Annotated in this window: 15 protein-coding genes and 1 pseudogene; 3 read left to right on the top strand and 13 right to left on the bottom strand. The window is 71.8% G+C overall.

The annotated features are described in order from the left end of the window. Positions 1–40: 40 nt before the first annotated feature. The 8 genes and pseudogenes from pyrF to pyrR form a co-directional block, all read right to left on the bottom strand. Positions 41–902 (bottom strand): annotated as a pseudogene (pyrF, locus tag B277_RS11230) (orotidine-5'-phosphate decarboxylase). Further along, entirely contained in the window at positions 899–1,855 is a 957-nt protein-coding gene (locus B277_RS11225; RefSeq protein ID WP_007928292.1) for a dihydroorotate dehydrogenase, read from the bottom strand. Before B277_RS11225 ends, pyrF begins: the two are co-directional and overlap by 4 nt. Then, positions 1,852–2,754 carry a dihydroorotate dehydrogenase electron transfer subunit gene (locus B277_RS11220; RefSeq protein ID WP_007928291.1) on the bottom strand — a complete coding sequence of 301 codons (903 nt, stop codon included), beginning with the start codon at positions 2,752–2,754 and terminating at the stop codon, positions 1,852–1,854. Before B277_RS11220 ends, B277_RS11225 begins: the two co-directional genes overlap by 4 nt. Then, positions 2,751–6,053 (bottom strand): carbamoyl-phosphate synthase large subunit, encoded by a 3,303-nt coding sequence (gene carB, locus B277_RS11215; RefSeq protein WP_007928290.1) that lies wholly within the window; start codon positions 6,051–6,053, stop codon positions 2,751–2,753. The genes B277_RS11220 and carB overlap by 4 nt, the downstream gene beginning before the upstream one ends. Further along, positions 6,053–7,219 (bottom strand): glutamine-hydrolyzing carbamoyl-phosphate synthase small subunit, encoded by a 1,167-nt coding sequence (gene carA, locus B277_RS11210; protein ID WP_007928289.1) that lies wholly within the window; start codon positions 7,217–7,219, stop codon positions 6,053–6,055. The genes carB and carA overlap by 1 nt, the downstream gene beginning before the upstream one ends. Further along, the gene (locus tag B277_RS11205; RefSeq protein ID WP_007928288.1) at positions 7,216–8,511 is read right to left on the bottom strand and encodes a dihydroorotase; all 1,296 of its coding nucleotides are present in this window, start codon (positions 8,509–8,511) and stop codon (positions 7,216–7,218) included. Before B277_RS11205 ends, carA begins: the two co-directional genes overlap by 4 nt. After that, entirely contained in the window at positions 8,508–9,482 is a 975-nt protein-coding gene (locus tag B277_RS11200) for an aspartate carbamoyltransferase catalytic subunit (protein WP_007928286.1), read from the bottom strand. Before B277_RS11200 ends, B277_RS11205 begins: the two co-directional genes overlap by 4 nt. Further along, positions 9,479–10,054 (bottom strand): bifunctional pyr operon transcriptional regulator/uracil phosphoribosyltransferase PyrR, encoded by a 576-nt coding sequence (gene pyrR, locus B277_RS11195; protein ID WP_051988019.1) that lies wholly within the window; start codon positions 10,052–10,054, stop codon positions 9,479–9,481. Before pyrR ends, B277_RS11200 begins: the two co-directional genes overlap by 4 nt. A 164-nt stretch (positions 10,055–10,218) precedes the next feature. On the opposite strand from pyrR, the gene B277_RS11190 reads away from it, so the two are divergent. From B277_RS11190 to B277_RS11180, 3 genes are all read left to right on the top strand, one after another. Continuing rightward, a complete protein-coding gene (locus tag B277_RS11190) occupies positions 10,219–11,229 on the top strand; it encodes a methionine ABC transporter ATP-binding protein (RefSeq protein ID WP_007928283.1) in 1,011 nt (336 codons plus the stop codon). After that, a complete protein-coding gene (locus B277_RS11185) occupies positions 11,226–11,921 on the top strand; it encodes a methionine ABC transporter permease (protein ID WP_007928282.1) in 696 nt (231 codons plus the stop codon). Before B277_RS11190 ends, B277_RS11185 begins: the two co-directional genes overlap by 4 nt. A 61-nt stretch (positions 11,922–11,982) precedes the next feature. Then, positions 11,983–12,831, top strand: coding sequence for a MetQ/NlpA family ABC transporter substrate-binding protein (locus tag B277_RS11180; RefSeq protein WP_007928281.1), 849 nt, complete (start codon positions 11,983–11,985; stop codon positions 12,829–12,831). Positions 12,832–12,907: 76 nt separating this feature from the next. On the opposite strand, the gene B277_RS11175 is transcribed toward B277_RS11180, so the two are convergent. The 5 genes from B277_RS11175 to B277_RS11155 all read right to left on the bottom strand — a co-directional run bounded on the left by B277_RS11175 (position 12,908) and on the right by B277_RS11155 (position 17,067). Next, the gene (locus tag B277_RS11175) at positions 12,908–13,558 is read right to left on the bottom strand and encodes an NUDIX hydrolase (RefSeq protein ID WP_007928280.1); all 651 of its coding nucleotides are present in this window, start codon (positions 13,556–13,558) and stop codon (positions 12,908–12,910) included. After that, positions 13,555–14,757 (bottom strand): AI-2E family transporter, encoded by a 1,203-nt coding sequence (locus B277_RS11170; RefSeq protein ID WP_007928279.1) that lies wholly within the window; start codon positions 14,755–14,757, stop codon positions 13,555–13,557. The genes B277_RS11175 and B277_RS11170 overlap by 4 nt, the downstream gene beginning before the upstream one ends. 8 nt (positions 14,758–14,765) lie before the next feature. Then, positions 14,766–15,179: a transcription antitermination factor NusB gene (nusB, locus tag B277_RS11165; RefSeq protein ID WP_007928278.1), complete on the bottom strand. Its 414-nt coding sequence runs from the start codon at positions 15,177–15,179 to the stop codon at positions 14,766–14,768. Then, the gene (efp, locus tag B277_RS11160; protein ID WP_007928277.1) at positions 15,180–15,740 is read right to left on the bottom strand and encodes an elongation factor P; all 561 of its coding nucleotides are present in this window, start codon (positions 15,738–15,740) and stop codon (positions 15,180–15,182) included. A 76-nt stretch (positions 15,741–15,816) separates the two neighbouring features. Beyond that, the gene (locus B277_RS11155) at positions 15,817–17,067 is read right to left on the bottom strand and encodes a secretory lipase (RefSeq protein ID WP_007928276.1); all 1,251 of its coding nucleotides are present in this window, start codon (positions 17,065–17,067) and stop codon (positions 15,817–15,819) included. Between the last annotated feature and the right edge of the window lie 17 nt (positions 17,068–17,084).

Genomic DNA, 17,084 nt, shown 5'->3' with positions numbered 1-17,084 from the left:
GGTCCTCCGCAGGTGGTCCGGACGGGTACCGGTCAGCCTCTCACGCCGTGGTGATCGCGGCCACCTGCTCGGCGACCTCACGGGCACGGGCACGCAGCAACGCGACGTCGGGTCCAGCGCGCAGGACGTCGCGGCTGCTGCTCGCGAGCACCTGCGGCAGGGCGCCGGCGAAGACCGCACGCACGTCGTCGGCCGTGGCCCCCTGGGCACCGAGCCCCGGGGCGAGGACCGGCCCGGCCATCGCGGGCAGGTCGACGCCGAGGTCGCGCACCGCGGACCCCACGGTCGCGCCGACGACCAGACCGACGCTGCCGAGCTCGCCGCGCGAGCGGGCGTCCGCGTTGTCGGCAGCCGCGTCGTCGGCGATCGCGCCGGCGACGGAGCGGCCGTCGGCGAGCCGCGCGTGCTGGACCTGCGCCCCCTCGGGGTTGGAGGTGAGGGCGAGGACGAAGACGCCACGACCGGTCTGCGCGGCGAGGTCGAGCGCGGGTCGCAGCGACCCGTACCCGAGGTAGGGGCTGAGCGTGATCGCGTCGGTCGGGGCCGGGGCGTCCTTGCCGACGAAGGCCTCGCCGTAGGCGTCGACGGTCGTGCCGATGTCACCGCGCTTGACGTCGAGGACCGTGAGGGTGCCGGCCTGCCGCAGGTCGGCGAGGGCGCGCTCGAGGAGGGCCACGCCCTGGGCACCGAAGACCTCGAAGAAGGCGGACTGCGGCTTGACCGCGGCCACCGCCCCCCCCGAAGGCCTCGACGCAGGTCATCGTGAAGCGCTCGACCCCGGCGAGGTCGTAGGTCAGACCCCACGACTCGACGAGGGTCCGGTGCGGGTCGATCCCTGCGCAGAGGGGGCCGTGGTGCACCATCGCTGCCTGCAGGCGGGTGCCGAAGGCCTGCTCGGTCATGGGGTGAACCTCTCGTGGGCGATGCCGACGACGTCGGACAGGCGGTCGAAGCCGCGCTCGGCGATGAGCTGCTCGAGCTCGCGCCCGACGCGCTCGGGCGCCGTCGGGTCGTTGAAGGCGGCGGTGCCGACCTGGATCGCCGTGGCTCCCGCCGCGACGAGCTCGAGGGCGTCGCGGCCGTGCCGCACTCCCCCGACCCCGACGATCGGCGCGGTCCTGATCCGGCCGGCACGCATGGCACCGGCCACCTGCCAGACCGCGCGCACCGCCATGGGCCGCACGGCCGGGCCGGAGAGCCCACCCGTCGCGGCGATGAGGTGCGGTCGCAGGCGGTCGATGTCGATGGCCACGCCCAGCGTCGTGTTGATCATCGTCAGCCCGTGGGCGCCGGCCTTGAGGACGGTGTCGGCGATCTCGACGATGTCGGTGACGTCGGGGCTGAGCTTGGCGAGCATCGGCAGGCCCCTCGGGACCTCCTCGCGCACGAGGGTCATCACCTTGTGCGAGCTCGCCGGGTCGCAGGCGAAGACCAGCCCGCGGTTGGCGACGTTGGGGCAGGAGATGTTGACCTCGATGGCCGCCACCGCGCGGGCATACCGACTGCGGACGACGGTGCGCGCGACGCTGGCGAACTCCGAGGCGGTGTTGCCGGCGATCGAGACGACGACCCGGGCACCGATCGAGTCGAGCCAGGCGAGGTCCTCCTCGACGAAGGCCTGCACGCCGGGGCCCTGCAGGCCGATGGAGTTGAGCATCCCCGACGGCGTCTCGGCCATGCGCGGCGTACCGCGCCCCGAGACCGGCTGGGCCTTGACCGACTTGGTGACGAAGGCCCCGAGCTGGGCGACGTCGATGAAGCGGTGCATCTCGCGACCGTTGGCGGCGCACCCGCTCGCGGTCATCATCGGGTTGGGCAGCCGCACCCCGGCGAGGTCGACGGACATGTCGGTCATCGGCGGGCCTCCTGCGGCGCTCCGACGGCGTCGGCCGGTACCCGGCACAGGCCGTCCTCGAAGGCCTCCCAGCGCACCCGGTCACCGCGGAAGACGGGGCCCTCGAGGCAGCTGCGGACCATCTTCGTCGTGCCGTGGGCGTCGGCCACGGGCATGACGCAGGTCATGCAGATGCCGACACCGCAGGCCATGGCCTCCTCGACCGCGACCTGGGCGACGATGCCGTGGTCGGCCGCGATGGCGCTCATCGAGCGCAGCATGCCCATCGGGCCGCAGCCGTAGAGCACGCCGGCGCCGGTGCGGGCGATGAGGTCGGGCAGCACGTCGGAGACCCAGCCCCGGGTCCCGGCGGAGCCGTCATCGGTCGTGATGGTCACCCCGTCGGCAACCCTCCGGGCCTCGACGACCCCGTAGAGCCGATCGGCCGACGCCGCGCCGAGGACGATCTCGACGGAGCAGCCGCGCTCGCGCAGCTGCTCGGCGAGCCAGAAGAGCGGCGCGGAGCCGTAGCCACCACCGACGAGGATGCACGGCACCGGCTGCGAAGGGAGCGGGAAGCCGCGCCCGAGCGGGCCGACGACGCTCACCGTCTCCCCCGGCTGCAGCGCGGTGATGGCCTGCGTGCCGGGCCCGTGAGCCGCCACGACGATCTCCGTCGTCGCCCCGTAGGTGCCGGCGGGGCTCACCCGGTGGATCGAGAAGCTGCGGCGCAGGAGCATCGAGCTCGTGCCGTCACCGACGGAGAGGGCGACGAACTGCCCCGGCCGGGCGATCTCGGGCAGGCCCGGGGTGACGAGGGTCAGGTGCCGGTAGGCTCCCGCAGCGGAGTTGCCGAGGACCTCGGCGTCGATCTGGACGACGCCGGCCCCCTCACGGGCGGCGACGGCCCGCGCTGTCACCGGCCGACCCCGTAGAGGTCGAGGTCGCGGGCGTGCTCCTGGAGCGGCTTGACGCGCAGCTCGCCATGGAGGCGCGCCTCGATCGCCTGCACCGCGGCACCGAGCTGCTGCACGGTCGTGACGATGGGCTTGTCCATGGCCGTCGTCGCCGCGCGGATGGCATAGCCATCGGCACGAGCGTGCTGACCGGACGGGGTGTTGAAGACGACGTCGACCTCCCCGGCGAGGATCATGTCGACGACGCTGCGCTCCCCTTCGGCCTTCTCGGAGTGCTTGGTGACGACCTCGCACTCGACGGCATTGCGCCGCAGCACGTCGGCGGTGCCCTGGGTCGCGAGGATCGTGAAGCCGAGGTCGGCGAGGCGCTTGATCGGGAAGATCATCGCCCGCTTGTCCCGGTTGGCGACCGACACGAAGACGTTGCCGCTCGTCGGCAGACCGCTGGAGAGGGAGCCGAGCTGACTCTTGGCGAAGGCGGCGCCGAAGTCGGCGTCGATGCCCATGACCTCACCGGTGGAGCGCATCTCCGGGCCGAGCAGGGAGTCGACGACGTCGCCCTCCGTCGTGCGGAAGCGCTTGAAGGGCAGGACCGCCTCCTTGACCGACATCGGCGCGTGGGCCGGCATCGAGCCGCCGTCGGCCTCCCGCGGCAGCATGCCCTCGTCCTTGAGCTCGGCGATGGTCGCACCGAGCATGACGCGCGCCGCGGCCTTGGCGAGCGGGACGCCCGTGGCCTTGGCGACGAAGGGGACGGTCCGCGAGGCGCGCGGGTTGGCCTCGAGGACGTAGAGGACGTCCTGGGCGAGGGCGAACTGGACGTTCATCAGGCCCCGCACGCCGATGCCCTGCGCGAGGGCGAGTGTCGCCTCGCGCACGCGCTGCAGCTCCGAGGTGCCGAGCGTGGCCGGGGGCAGGGTGCAGCTGGAGTCGCCGGAGTGGATGCCGGCCTCCTCGATGTGCTCCATGATCCCGCCGAGGTACATCTCGGTGCCGTCGTAGAGCGCGTCGACGTCGATCTCGATGGCGTCGTCGAGGAAGCGGTCGACGAGGATCGGGTGCTCCGGGCTCGCGATCGCCGCCCGGGTCACGTACTCCGAGAGCGTCGCGTCGTCGTAGACGATCTCCATGCCGCGGCCGCCGAGGACGTACGACGGGCGGACGAGGACCGGGTAGCCGATCTCGCGGGCGATCTCGACGGCCTCGTCCGCGCTGAAGGCGGTGCCGTGCTTGGGCGCGTTGAGCCCCGCCTCGTGGAGGACCCGACCGAAGTGGCCGCGGTCCTCGGCGAGGTCGATGGCCTCGGGCGAGGTGCCGACGATCGGCACTCCGGCTGCCTTGAGCTGGTCGGCGAGGCCGAGCGGCGTCTGCCCGCCGAGCTGCACGATGACGCCGGCAACCGGGCCCGCCTGGGTCTCGGCGTGGATGACCTCGAGGGCGTCCTCGAGGGTCAGCGGCTCGAAGTAGAGCCGGCTGCTCGTGTCGTAGTCGGTCGAGACCGTCTCGGGGTTGCAGTTGACCATGACGGTGTCGTAGCCGGCGTCGCGCAGGGCGAAGCTCGCGTGCACGCACGAGTAGTCGAACTCGACGCCCTGGCCGATGCGGTTGGGCCCGGAGCCGAGGATGATGACGGCCTCCCGCTCACGCGGCTCGACCTCGGTCTCCTCGTCGTAGGAGCTGTAGTGGTAGGGCGTGCGGGCGGCGAACTCGGCCGCGCAGGTGTCGACCGTCTTGTAGACCGGGCGCACCCCGAGGGCGTGCCGCACCCCGCGCACGACGGCCTCGTCCATGCGCCGCAGCCGGGCGATCTGGGCGTCCGAGAAGCCGTGCCGCTTGGCCAGGCGCAGCACCTGCGGGCCCAGCTCCTCCGCATCGTGGACCTGCTGGGCCACGTCGTTGATCAGCTCCATCTGGTCGAGGTACCAAGGGTCGATCTTCGTCGCCTCGAAGACCTCCTCGACCGACAGCCCCGCGCGCATCGCCTGCTGCACCTGGACGATGCGACCGTCCGTGGGCGTGCGGGCGGCGTCGAGCAGGGCGCGCCCCTCCTCGAGGGTGGGCTGGTCGCCGTCCCAGTGGAAGGCGGCGCCACTGCGCTCGGCGGAGCGCAGCGCCTTCTGCAGCGCCTCGGTGAAGTTGCGGCCGATGGCCATCGCCTCGCCGACGGACTTCATCGTCGTCGTGAGGGTCGGGTCGGCGGCCGGGAACTTCTCGAAGGCGAAGCGCGGCACCTTGACGACGACGTAGTCGAGCGTGGGCTCGAAGGCCGCCGGAGTCTCCTCGGTGATGTCGTTGGGGACCTCGTCGAGGGTGTAGCCGATGGCCATCTTGGCGGCGATCTTGGCGATCGGGAAGCCAGTGGCCTTGGAGGCCAGGGCCGACGAGCGCGAGACGCGCGGGTTCATCTCGATGACGATCATCCGACCGTCGTCCGGGTTGATGGCGAACTGGATGTTGCAGCCGCCGGTCTCGACGCCGACCTCGCGGATGACGGCGATGCCGACGTCACGCATCCGCTGGTACTCGCGGTCGGTGAGGGTCAGCGCGGGGGCGACGGTGATCGAGTCACCGGTGTGCACGCCGACGGGGTCGAAGTTTTCGATCGAGCAGACGACGACGACATTGTCGGCGTTGTCGCGCATGACCTCGAGCTCGTACTCCTTCCAGCCGAGGATCGACTCCTCGAGGAGCACCTCGGTCGTCGGGCTGTACTGGAGCCCCGCGCCGGCGATGCGCCGCAGGTCGGTCTCGTCGTAGGCGAAGCCCGAGCCGAGCCCACCCATGGTGAAGGAGGGGCGCACGACCACCGGGTAGCTGAGGTCCTCTGCCGCGGCGAGGCACTCGTCCATCGTGTGGCAGATGACCGACCGGGCGGACTCGGCGCCGCAGCGCTCGACGACGCCCTTGAAGCGCTCGCGGTCCTCGCCGAGCTCGATGGCCTCGACGCTCGCGCCGATGAGGGGGCAGCCGTACCTGTCGAGCACGCCGGCCTCGTGGAGCGAGATCGCGGTGTTGAGTGCGGTCTGGCCACCGAGGGTGGCGAGCACGGCGTCGGGGCGCTCGCGCTCGATGATCTTTTCGACCACCTCGGGGGTGATCGGCTCGATGTACGTCGCGTCGGCGAACTCCGGGTCGGTCATGATCGTCGCCGGGTTGGAGTTGACGAGGATGACGCGCACGCCCTCCTCGCGCAGGACGCGGCAGGCCTGGGTGCCGGAGTAGTCGAACTCGCAGGCCTGACCGATGACGATCGGGCCGGAGCCGATGACGAGAACGCTCTTGATGTCGTCGCGCTTGGGCATCAGGCCCGGGCCTCCTTGGTGCCGGCGGTGGCCAGCAGGTCGGTGAAACGGTCGAAGAGGTAGGCGGCGTCGTGCGGTCCGGCCGCGGCCTCGGGGTGGTACTGGACGGAGAAGCCGAGCAGGCGGGCGTCGTCACCGTCGCCGTCGCGCAGCTCCAGACCCTCGACGACGTCGTCGTTGAGGCAGACGTGGCTGACGGAGGCCGTGCCGAAGGGGGTCTGCGTCGCCTCGTCGAGGGGGGCGTCCACGGCGAAGCCGTGGTTGTGCGCCGTGACCTCGACCTTGCCGGTCGAGCGGTCGAGCACCGGCTGGTTGATGCCGCGGTGGCCGTACTTGAGCTTGTACGTGCCGAAGCCGAGGGCCCGGCCGAAGAGCTGGTTGCCGAAGCAGATGCCGAAGTACGGCAGCCCGGCCCGCAGCGCCTCCTGCAGCAGGGCGACCTGGTCGCCGGCCGTGGCGGGGTCGCCGGGGCCGTTGGAGAAGAAGAGCCCGTCGGGCGAGACGGCCTGCACCTGCTCCCACGTGGCGGTGGCCGGCAGGACGTGCACCTCGATGCCGCGCTCGGCCAGGCGGGTCGGGGTCATCGTCTTGATGCCGAGGTCGATGGCGGCGACGGTGAAGCGCTGCTCCCCCTGCGCCGGCACGACGTAGGGCTCGCTCGTGCTCACCGAGGCGGCGAGGGCGGAGCCGGCCATCTCGGGGGCGGAGCGCACCCGCTCGAGTCGGCTGGCCTCGTCACCGAGGGCGTCGCCGGAGAAGATGCCGACGCGCATGGCGCCGCGCTCGCGCAGGTGGCGCGTCAGCGCCCGGGTGTCGATGCCGGCGATGCTGACGATGCCCTGGGCGACGAGTTCCTCCTCGAGCGAGCGCTGCGAGCGCCAGTTGCTCGGGCGCAGCGCGGGGTCGCGCAGGACGAAGCCGGCGACGTGGATGCGTGTGGACTCGTCGTCCTCGTCGTTCCACCCGGTGTTGCCGATGTGCGGGGCCGTCATGGCGACGACCTGCCCGCGGTAGCTCGGGTCGGTGAGGGTCTCCTGGTAGCCGGTCATGCCGGTGGAGAAGACGGCCTCGCCGACCGTCTCGCCGGTCGCGCCGTAGGCGGTACCGGTGAAGGTGCGACCGTCCTCGAGGACGAGGACCGCTGGACTGGTGCTGCTGGTGCTCACAGGTTGACCTCTCCGTCGGCGGCCGTGACGCGGCCGCGCAGGATCGTCGTGCGGACACGCCCGGTGAGGGTGTGCCCGGCGAAGGGGGTGTTGCGGGACAGGGAGTGCGAGGTGGCCGGGTCGACGGTGACCCGCTCGCTGGTGTCGACGAGGACGAGGTTGGCCGGGGCGCCCACCTCGATCGCGCGACCGTGGTCGGCGAGCCCGGCGATGCGGGCCGGCGCGTGGGACATCCGCTCGGCGAGCGTCGCCAGGTCGATCCGGCCGCTCGTCACCATGACGTCGTGGACGACGGCGAAGGCGGTCTCGAGCCCGAGCATGCCGAAGGCCGCGTCGGGGAAGGCGTGCTCCTTGTCGTGCCGGGCGTGCGGTGCGTGGTCGGTCGCGACCGCGTCGATCGTGCCGTCGGCCAAGGCCTCGCGCAGCGCCTCGACGTCCTCGGCGGGGCGCAGCGGCGGGTTGACCTTGTAGACCGGGTCGTACCCGCGGAGCAGGTCCGTCGTCAGGACGAGGTGGTGCGGCGTGACCTCGGCGGTGATGCGCGCGCCGCGTCGCTTGGCCCAGCGCACGGCCTCGACGCCCTCGGCGGTCGAGACGTGGGCGACGTGGACGCGCGAGCCGGTGTGCAGCGCCAGCTCCGCGTCGCGGGCAATGATGCTCGACTCGGCGACGGCCGGCCACCCGGTGAGGCCGAGGCGGCCACTCAGCTCGCCCTCGTGGCAGCAGGCGGCCGGCCCGGCCAGGGCGGGGTCCTGCGCGTGCTGGGACACGACGCCGTCGAAGGCCCGCACGTACTCGAGCGCGCGCCGCATGACGCGGGCGTCGTGGACGCAGCGGCCGTCGTCGGAGAAGACGCGGACCCGGGCACGCGAGCGGTGCATGAGCCCCAGCTCGGCGAGCTCGGCCCCGTCGAGACCCTTGGTCACGGACCCGATCGGCTGGACGTCGCAGTGCCCGGCGGCGACCCCGAGGTCGAGCACGCGCTCGGCGGCCTCGGCGGTGTCGGTGACCGGGCTGGTGTTGGCCATGGCGAGGACGGCGGTGAAGCCGCCGGCCGCGGCGGCCGCGGACCCGGTCCGCACCGTCTCCGCGTCCTCGCGACCGGGCTCGCGCAGGTGCGTGTGCAGGTCGACGAGCCCCGGCAGGAGGGCCAGCCCGTCGGCGTCGATGCGCTGGGTGCTCTCCCCCGCGGTGGCCTCTGCCCCGACGGCGGCGATGACGCCGTCCCGGACGAGGACGTCGGTGGACTCGCCACCGAGCAGGGATGCGCCGGTGATCAGCAGGTCGCTCATGCCTGCCCCCCTTCGTCGGGCAGGCCGGAGGCCAGCAGGTGGTAGAGGACGCTCATCCGCACGGCGACACCGGCGCTCACCTGGTCGAGGACGAGGCTGCTCGCCGCGTCGGCGGCGTCGGCGGCGATCTCCAGGCCGCGGTTCATCGGCCCGGGGTGGCAGATGACGGCCTCGGGGTTGGCCGCGGTGAGCGCGGCGAGGCGGTCGCGGGTCAGGCCGTAGCCGACGGTGTACTCACGAGCCGTGGGGAAGTAGCCACCCGCCATGCGCTCGCGCTGCACGCGCAGCATCATCAGCGCGTCGACACCCGAGTCGATGACCTCGTCGAGGTCGTCGCCCAGGGTGAAGCCGTCGGCGCTCGCCCAGGCGCTCGCGCCGCTCGGCATGAGCGTCGGCGGCGCGACGACGGTGACCTCGGCGCCCAGGCGCGGCAGCGAGAGGACGTTGGAGCGGAAGACCCGGCTGTGGGTCACGTCCCCGACGATCGCGACCCGCTTGCCCTCGAGCGAACCGAGGCGGCGCTCGAGGGTGTAGGCGTCGAGCAGGGCCTGCGTCGGGTGCTCGTGCGTGCCGTCACCGGCGTTGACCACGCTCGTGCGCACGCCCGACTCGTCGAACCAGCCGGCGACCTGGTGGGCCGCACCAGAGGCCTGGTGGCGCATGACGATGGCGTCGACCCCCATGGCCGCGATGGTGCGCACGGTGTCTCGGAGGGACTCGCCCTTCGACGTCGACGACCCCTTGCCGGTGATGTTGATCGTGTCGGCGCTCATCCACTTGCCCGCGATCTCGAAGGAGCTGCGGGTGCGGGTGGAGTCCTCGAAGAAGAGGTTGATGACCGTCCGGCCCCGCAGGGTCGGGATCTTCTTGACCTCGCGGCGCTGCACGTCGTGCATCTCGGCGGCCGTGTCGAGCACGGTGCGCAGGGCGGTGTCGTCGAGGTCGGCGACGGAGAGCAGGTGGCGGGTCATCGCTGCTCACCCCCGGAGATCGTGACGGAGTCCGCGACATCGTCGTGGCCGGACAGGCGCACGGTGACCCGCTCGGTCTGCGACGTCGGCAGATTCTTGCCGACGTGGTCGGCGCGGATCGGGAGTTCGCGGTGCCCACGGTCGACGAGGACCGCCAGGCGCACGGAGCGCGGCCGGCCGTAGTCGGAGAGGGCGTCGAGGGCGGCCCGGACGGTGCGGCCCGAGTACAGGACGTCGTCGACGAGCACGACGATCTTGTCGTCGACGCCGGAGGCGGGGAACTGCGTCTGCTGCGGGGCCCGGGTGGGGCGACCCCGCAGGTCGTCGCGGTACATCGTCACGTCGAGGGACCCGACGGGGACGGCTCCCCCTTCGATCTCACTGATCTGGGCGGCGAGGCGCTGGGCGAGCTCGACGCCGCGACTGGGGATGCCGAGCAGGACGACGTCCCGGGCCCCCTTGTTGCGCTCGACGATCTCGTGGGCGATGCGGCGCAGGCCGCGCGCGACGTCGGCGGCGCTCATCACCTCGCGGGCGGGGGGGCTGGCCTCTGGGGGCGTGTCCGGACACATGAGTGTCTCAAGACCTCCTTCTCTGCCTCACTGGACAGCGGTTAAAGGATGTCGATCGGGGCCGAGCCTACCGTCTGGGCCGCGCCCTCCCGAACCCGTCTCACCTCGACGCTCGCCGGAAGGCGACATCTCGGTTTTGGTTATGTGAAACATAACTTCCTATTATGTTCCTCGTGACCGAGACACCCCTGCTCCAGCTCACGGGCCTGCGCAAGGAGTTCAGCACTCCCCGCGGACCGGTGGTCGCGCTTGACGACATCACCCTGTCGATCGCGCGCGGCTCGATCCACGGCATCGTCGGCCGCTCCGGCGCCGGCAAGTCGACGCTCATCCGGTGCCTCACCGGCCTCGAGCACCCGACCGCCGGCGTCGTCGACCTCGACGGCACCGACATCCCTGCGCTCGTCGGGGACGAGCTGCGCGCCGTGCGGCGTCGCTTCGGCATGGTCTTCCAGCACGCCAATCTGCTCGACTCGCGGTCGGCCGCAGCCAACATCGCCCTGCCGCTCGAGATCGCCGGCTGGTCCGAGGCCGACCGGCAGGCCAGGGTCGCCGAGCTGCTCGAGCTCGTCGGCCTCACCGACCGTGCCGACAACCACCCGGCGCAGCTCTCCGGCGGACAGCAGCAGCGGGTCGGCATCGCTCGCGCCCTGGCGACCCGCCCCGACATCCTCCTGTGCGACGAGCCGACCTCCGCCCTGGATGCCGGCACGACTCGCCAGATCCTCGGCCTCCTGCGTGATCTGCGCGACCGCCTCGGGATCACCGTCGTCATCATCACCCACGAGCCGTCGGTGGTCCGTGAGGTCTGCGACACCGTGAGCCTGCTCGCCGACGGCCGCGTCGTCGAGACCGGCCCCATCGGCACCGTCGTCACCGACGCCCGTGGGCAGCTGCACCGCGACCTCATCCCCCTGCCCCCGCTGCCCCTCGACCACGACGGCGGCTACGTCGAGGTCGCCCTCGGCGACGTCCGCTCCGGCACGACGAGCGTCGACGGGGTCCTCGCCCTGCTGCGTGACGGGGGCGTCTCCGCCGAGGTCGCGGCCGCCACCCTCGAGACGATCGGCGGGCGGCGCGTCGGCCGGATCCAGCTCGAGGTCGACCCGGCCCGTACCGACGAGGCCGTGCGCCTCCTCGAGGCCGCCCACCTCTCGCCGGAGGTGGCCGCATGAGCGCCCTCACCAGCCTCGTCGGCGAGGGACGCTACCTCGACAACGAGATCATCCGGCAGGCCGTGCCCACCGCCATCTGGGAGACCCTGGCGATGACCGGCGTCGCGAGCGCGCTCACCGCGCTCATCGGGATCCCGCTCGGGGTGCTGCTCTTCACGAGTTCCCCCGGCGGCACCGCGCCCAACGCCGTGGTCCACCGCGTCGTCGGTGCTGTCGTCAACCTCGGGCGCTCGCTGCCCTTCCTCATCCTGATGATCGCCATCATTCCCTTCACCCGGCTCGTCGTCGGGACATCGATCGGCTGGCAGGCGGCCGTCGTCCCGCTCACCGTCGGCGCGATCCCCTTCTATGCCCGGCTCGTCGAGACCTCGCTGCGCGAGGTCCCCGGCGGCAAGGTCGAGGCCGTGACGATGATGGGCGCCACCCGCTCCGAGATCACCCGCAAGGTGCTGCTGCCCGAGGCCCGCTCCGGACTCGTCGCCGGCCTGACGACCACCGTCATCGCGCTCATCGGCTACACCGCGATGGCCGGTGCCGTCGGCGGCGGCGGCCTCGGTGCCGTCGCCATGAGCTACGGCTACAACCGCTTCGAGTCCGACGTGATGATCGTCTGCGTGGCGCTGCTCGTCGTCATCGTCACCGTCGTCCAGGTCGTCGGCGACCTCGTCGCCCGCCGCCTCGACCGACGCTGACTCCACCCCCTTCGCCCTCCCCTGCAGACCCCGGCCCACCGGCCACCACCGAGAGGAACTCATGTCCACCGCCCGCACCACGGCCCGCGCCGTCGCCCTCATCACCGTCTCCGCCCTGGGCCTCACGGCCTGCGGTCTGACGAAGGGCGACGCGGAGGGCCCCGCCCCCGACGACTCCGGCGTCACCAAGATCACCGTCGGCGCCTCGCCGACCCCGCACGCCAAGATCCTCGAGTACGTCGACAAGGAGCTGGCGCCAGACGCCAAGCTCGACCTCGAGATCAAGACCTTCGACGACTACGTCCAGCCCAACGTCCAGCTCTCCGAGGGCACCCTCGACGCGAACTACTACCAGCACCTCCCCTACTACGAGGAGCAGGTGGAGGACCGCGGCTACGACTTCGCGCACTACGAGGGCATCCACATCGAGCCCTTCGCGCTGTACTCCGACAAGGTCAAGGACCTCAAGGACCTGCCCCAGGGCGGCACCATTGGGATCAACAACGACCCGTCCAACCAGGGCCGGGCGCTGCAGCTGCTCGCCGACAACGACGTCATCACGCTCAAGGAGGGCAAGGACGCCACCAACGCGACGATCTTCGACGTCGACGACAACCCCAAGAAGCTGAAGTTCAAGGAGACCGACGCGGCCCAGCTGGCGCGCTCCCTCCAGGACCTCGACGCCGCCGTCATCAACGGCAACTACGCGATCGAGGCCGACCTGTCGACCAAGGACGCGCTCGCGGTCGAGGACGGCAAGGACAGCCCCTACGCCAACTTCCTCGCCGTGCAGGCGTCCAACAAGGACAACGCCGGGCTGGAGAAGCTCGACGAGCTGCTCCACTCCCCGGAGGTCAAGAAGTACATCGAGGAGACCTGGCCCAACGGCGAGGTGCTCCCCGCCTTCTGAGACATCGCTCTCGACGCGACGGGCCGGTCCACGCACCACGTGTGGGCCGGCCCGTCGTCCAGTTCGTGCCAGTGGGTCACACCGGGTCGGATGCTCGCGGCCGCGCGGACGGGCGGTCGTCGCGGACACCGGTGATGACCGGGCGCCGTCGGACCACCTCGGCGACCGTCCCGAGGTCGAGCAGCTCGCGCAGGATGACCCGCGTGGGCGTCATCAGCCAGAGGTCGCCGGACTCTCCGGCGTCGAGCAGGGAGTGGACCGCGGTCCACTCGGAGCCGACGGCCTCGGTCGTCAGGTGCGCGGGCTGTCGCGCGTGCTCACGCGGCACGGGGAGGACGAAGAAGGAGACGTCGAACCTCTTGGGCGAGCCCTCCGGGGTGACCCAGCGGTCCCACGGCAGCAGCAGCTCCGGGTCGGCGACCAGCCCGGTCTCCTCGGCCAGCTCACGCAGCCCGGTGGCCAGGAGCGTGCGGGCATCGGCCTGCCGGTCCTGCGCGACGGGCAGGTGCCGCCACCGGTGGACGTGGTCGACGAGGATCGCGTCCGACACGGCGAGGGCCGCTCCCTTCGCCACGTCGCCGGGATCGCACCGCCCGCCGGGGAAGACGACGGCGCCGGCGGCGAAGTCCATCGTCGGCTGGCGGTGCTGGACGAAGACCTCAGGACCGGCCGGCCCATCACGCAGCGGGATGACGCTGACGGCCGGTCGGACGGGCACGGCGGTCACGACGTCGCCGGCGCCTCGTCCTCCGCCTCCGTGGCGACCCGCTCACCGTCGGCCGACTCGCTCTCGACCTCGTCGGCGGAGACGATGCCCGCTCGGAGGTTGATCTGCTCGCTGACGTAGCGCAGGACGACCGCGGCGACCGCGGCCACCGGCACCGCGAGGAAGGCACCGACGATGCCGAAGAGCGTGCTGCCCACCGCGACGGCGAGCAGGATGACGCCCGCGTGCAGCTGCATCGAGCGGCCCTGGAGGAAGGGCTGGAGGAAGTTGCCCTCGAGCTGCTGCACCGCGACGATGAGGATGAGGACGAAGAGGGCCGTCATCGGCCCCTGGGCCACGAGTGCGACGAGCACGGACAGGAAGCCCACGGCGAAGGCACCGACGATCGGGATGAACCCGCCGAAGAAGGTGAGGATCGCCAGCGCGAAGGCGAGCGGCACCCCGAGGAAGGCCAGACCGATGCCGATGATCACGGCGTCCACCGCGGAGACGAGGGCCTGGGTCCGGATGAACCCGCCGAGCGCGTTCCACGAGCGCGTGGCCACCTCGGTGAGGTGGCCGCCGGCCCGCTCCCCGGCGACCCGCCGGACGAAGGGGAGGAACTGCGGCCCGTCCTTGATGAAGAAGAAGACGAGGATGAGCACGAGCACGAGCGTCACCAGGCCCGAGCCGACGGCCGAGGCACCGGCGAGAGCGCCGGTGGCGATCTGCCCGCTCTGCTCCTGCAGCCAGGTCGTCGCCTTGCCGACCGCGTCGTCGATCGTCGCGTTGTCGATGTTGAAGGGCGGCTCGGCCGCCCGCTCCTGCAGCTCGGTCAGACCCTCGCTGGCCTGCTGCGCGAGGTCACCCGACTGGCTGACGAGCGAGGGGGCGATCGCGCCGAGCACCCCGAAGACGAGGGCGAGCGAGCCGACGATCACCAGGGCCGCAGCCAAGGCGTCGGGCACGCCCTTCGAGCGCAGCCAGCGGGTCGGGGGCCACAGGACCGTGGCGACGATGAGCGCGAGGAGGATCGGGAAGACCCCCACCCACAGCTTGGCCAGCAGCCACCACAGGACGACGCTCGCACCAGCGACGAGGAGCAGGCGCCAGGACCAGCGGGCGAGGGTCGTGAGCCCCTCGCCGATGACGACACCGCGGTCGAGCGGTCCGTCCGGGGTGGCGCCGGTCGTCGACTCGGTCTCGTGCTCGGTGCTCATGTGACTCCTCAGACGAGGGTGGGCTTGACCTCGACGAGGCGCGCGAGCAGTCCGTTGACGAACTTCGGCGACTCGTCCGTGCTGAGCTCGGTCGCCAGGACGACGGCCTCGCTGACCGCGACCTCGTCGGGGACGTCCTCGCTGTAGAGGATCTCCCACGCACCGAGGCGCAGGATCGCCCGGTCGACGTCGGGCATGCGGTCCAGGCTCCAGCCCTGGCTGTACGTCGTCAACGCGTCGTTGATGTCGGTCCAGTGGGCCACGACGCCGCGGACCGCGGTGATCGTGTACTCGTTGAGCGGTGCCGGGGTGACCGGTCGCTCGGCCCGCTCGCTCGCGAGGTCACCCGCGTTGAGACCACGGGACTCGGCCTCGAAGAGCAGGTCGACGGCGCGGCGGCGGGCCTTGGTGCGTGCCCCCACTCAGCTCACTCGACCGAGGTAGGAGCCGTCACGGGTGTCGACCTTGACCTTCGTGCCCTGCTCGAGGAAGAGCGGGACGGAGATCTCGGCACCGGTCTCGAGGGTGGCCGGCTTGGTGCCACCGGTCGAACGGTCCCCCTGCAGGCCGGGCTCGGTGTAGGTGATCTCGAGGACCACGGATGCCGGGAGCTCGACGTAGAGGACATTGCCCTCGTTGCGGGCGATGACCGCCTCCTGGTTCTCGAGCATGTACTTCGCGGCGTCGCCGACCACCTCCGGGGTGACCGGGATCTGGTCGTAGGTCTCGGGGTCCATGAAGACGAAGTCGGTGCCGTCGTTGTACAGGTACTGCATCGTGCGCTTGTCGACGTTGGACACCTCGACCTTGGTGCCGGCGTTGAAGGTCTTGTCGACGGTCTTGCCGCTCGTGACGTTCTTGAGCTTGGTCCGCACGAAGGCCGGGCCCTTGCCGGGCTTGACGTGCTGGAACTCCACGACGCTCCAGAGCTGGCCGTCGATGTTGAGGACCATGCCGTTCTTGAGGTCATTCGTCGTTGCCACGGGTGTGCTCGCCTTCGCGTCGTCGTCAGGTGTGTCTGCCACTGCTGCGCCGAGGGCGCGCGGGCCGCCCAGCATCCTAACCGGCGAAGGCCCGATCCACCCACGCGCGCACCCGCGCCTCCCCCTCGGTGAGGACCGAGATGTGGTCGGCCCCGGTGACCCGCTCGTACTCGAGGTCGGCCCCCTGCTCCTCGTACTGCTCGGCGAGCCGGTCGCTCAGGAGCACCGGGACGGTCGTGTCCCGGTCGCCGTGGACGAGGAGGACCGGCACCTGCGGCCGCACCTCGGCCGCGTCGTTGGTCCCGACGGTCCGCCGGATCCGGGAGAGGTCGGCGTCCTCCCGGAGGAAGTCGCTCAGCTGTATGCCGCCGAAGGAGTCGTCGCGGAAGAGCTCGGCGATGCACCGCTGCTCCAGCTGGGGCAGCAGCCGCCGCCCCTGCGGGCTCACGACCTGCTCGATCGGGACGTCGGCGGTGCGTGCTGCGGCCACGAGGAGCGGTCCGAGGAAGCCCGCGTCCTGCCCTTCGGCTGCTGCGACCTCATCGGCCGACGTCCCTGCCGGTGCCCCGCCGTCGGCCATCTCGACGACGACGCCGAGCTGGCTCGGCGGGGCGATGGCGACGATGCCGACGAGGTCGAGACCGGGCGTGTAGGCATCGGTGAAGCGCGCGGTGAAGATCGCCGCCTGCGCGCCCTGCGAGTGCCCCATCGCGACCCAGCGGGAGGACAGGTCGGGCGTGAGCTCGTGCGCCGCGAGCACGATGTCGCTCATCGCCGCCCCGGCGGACTGTCCCATGAGGTAGGGGTGCGGACCGGGCGTACCCAGCCCTTCGTAGTCGGTGCGCACCACGGCGAAGCCGTCGTCGACGAGGTCGGCCGTCGCCTGGTCCATCGAGGCCGCGTAGACGCCGGTCTGCTCGTCGACGAGGGACCGGGAGGGCGCGCACCGGTCTGCGGTGCCGGTCGTCCCGTGACCCCAGCTGATGACCGGCCACCCGCCCGCCGGGGGCTCACCCTCGGGGACGGAGACCACGCCGGACACGGCGACGGGCTCTCCCTTCGCGCTGGTGGAGCGGTACATGACCAGGTGGGTCGTCCCGCCGATCGTCGGCCCGTCGACCACGCGACGTGACCAGATGAGCGTGCCGTGCCGGCCGGCGGCCAGCTGCTCGGCGGTCGTCTCGTAGAAGGCCTCCCCCGACGGCCCGGTCACCAGCTCGTCGCCGTCGCCCCGGGACCGCCAGAGCAGCGCCGTGGCCACCACTGCCACGACGAGCAGCGCGGCGAGCCCCACGATCCCACGTCGTCGCCGTCCCTCGATCGCCATGCCGCGCATCCTCGCAG

It is taken from the genome of Janibacter hoylei PVAS-1, assembly GCF_000297495.1.
Lineage (GTDB): Bacteria > Actinomycetota > Actinomycetes > Actinomycetales > Dermatophilaceae > Janibacter > Janibacter hoylei.
Note: the sequence above shows the minus strand (reverse complement) of the source record. Positions and strands in the feature narration are given on the sequence as shown.